Origin of the sequence: Thioalkalivibrio sp. (assembly GCF_041690275.1) — a bacterium.
In the GTDB taxonomy this organism is placed as follows: Bacteria; Pseudomonadota; Gammaproteobacteria; order Ectothiorhodospirales; family Ectothiorhodospiraceae; genus Thioalkalivibrio.
Genome location: NZ_JAWLHP010000079.1, coordinates 2143 through 3838 on the forward strand (window position 1 = coordinate 2143; position 1696 = coordinate 3838).

General features: G+C 69.0%; 1 protein-coding gene. It reads left to right on the forward strand.

All coding sequences use genetic code 11. The features are described from left to right. Positions 1–167 precede the first annotated feature (167 nt). A complete protein-coding gene (argH, locus tag ACESMN_RS12325; protein WP_373053900.1) occupies positions 168–1601 on the forward strand; it encodes an argininosuccinate lyase in 1434 nt (477 codons plus the stop codon). Positions 1602–1696 lie beyond the last annotated feature (95 nt).

A 1696-nucleotide genomic window follows, 5' to 3' on the forward strand; every position in this document is an offset into this window, starting at 1 on the left:
GCGCCTTCGGGGACAGATTTAGAAATCTGTCCCCTTCTCCCTTCCCTTTGGTCCTACCCGTGGTCCGGCCCCATCTGCCCCGATGCTATAATCCTGCGCCCCGGGGACAGATTCGAAATCTGTCCCCGCTCGTCAGCCCGTCCCCAGTCCCAGACCGAGAGCCCGCAATGCCGCAGGACCCAGCCGCCCCCTCCGACGCCCATCCGGCCGCCAAGCTCTGGGGCGGTCGCTTCAGCGAGGCCACCGACGCCTTCGTCGAGGAATTCACCGCGTCCGTGGGCTTCGACCGGCGACTGTACGCGCAGGATATCGCCGGCTCGATCGCGCACGCGACCATGCTCGCGGAGGTCGGCGTGCTGACCCAGGCCGAGGCGGGCGCGATCACCGCGGGTCTCGAGGGGATCCGCGCCGAGATCGAGGCGGGCGCCTTCGCGTGGAGCGTCGCGCGCGAGGACGTGCACATGAACATCGAGGCGCGTCTGATCGAGAAGATCGGCGAGACCGGCAAGAAACTGCACACCGGCCGTTCGCGCAACGACCAGGTCGCGACCGACATCCGCCTGTGGCTGCGCGATGCGATTGACGGCCTGATTGCGCAGGTCCGCCAGTATCAGCACGGTCTGCTGGACCTCGCCGAGCGCGAGCACGCGACGGTGATGCCCGGCTTCACCCACCTGCAGACCGCACAGCCGGTCACCTTCGGCCACCATCTGCTGGCCTGGTACGAGATGCTGGACCGCGATGCCGAGAGGCTCGCCGACTGCCGCCGCCGGGTGAACCGCCTGCCGCTGGGCGCGGCCGCGCTGGCGGGTACCTCCTACCCGCTCGACCGGGAGCTGACCGCCCGCCTGCTCGGCTTCGAGGGGATCTGCCGCAACTCCCTGGACGCGGTCAGCGACCGCGACTTCGCGATCGAATTCACGTCCTGCGCGGCCCTGATCATGATGCACCTGTCGCGCCAGGCCGAGGAGCTGATTCTCTGGACCAGCGCGCAGTTCGCGTTCATCGAACTGCCGGATCGCTACTGCACCGGCTCCTCGATCATGCCGCAGAAGAAGAACCCGGACGTGCCGGAGCTGGTGCGCGGCAAGACCGGCCGGGTATACGGGCACCTGGTGTCCCTGCTCACGCTGATGAAGGGGCAGCCGCTCGCCTACAACAAGGACAATCAGGAAGACAAGGAGCCGCTGTTCGACACTGTCGACACGCTCGCCGGGAGTCTGCGCGCCTTTGCCGACATGGTCCCGAATCTGAAGGCAAATGCCGGTAACATGCTGGCATCAACGCGAAAGGGCTTTGCGACCGCGACCGATCTCGCGGACTACCTGGTCGGGCGGGGGCTGCCGTTTCGCGACGCGCACGAGGTGGTGGGGCGCGCGGTCCGGCGCGCGGACGAGCGGGGCTGCGACCTTGCCGAACTGCCACTTGCCGAGCTGCAGGGCTTCGACGCGCGCATTGGCGAAGACGTCTACGACCTGCTGACCCCCGAGGGCTCGGCCGAGGCCCGGAACCTCCCCGGCGGCACCGCCCCCGCGCAGGTGCTCGCCCGCATCGCCGAGGCGCGCGAGGCCCTAGCCCGCGGGGATGCATCTTCCGGGTGAGGGCCCGCCGCTGCTGGAGCAGGCGGCAAGCCGCCTGAAGGGCAAGGCAGGAGCGAGCTCCCGCACTCCAGCACCGTGGAGTGCGGCGGCTTGCC

Excerpts from the sequence above, each read along its gene's own strand:
- argH (WP_373053900.1), top strand. The coding sequence starts at position 168 with ATGCCGCAGGACCCAGCCGCCCCCTCCGACGCCCATCCGGCCGCCAAG.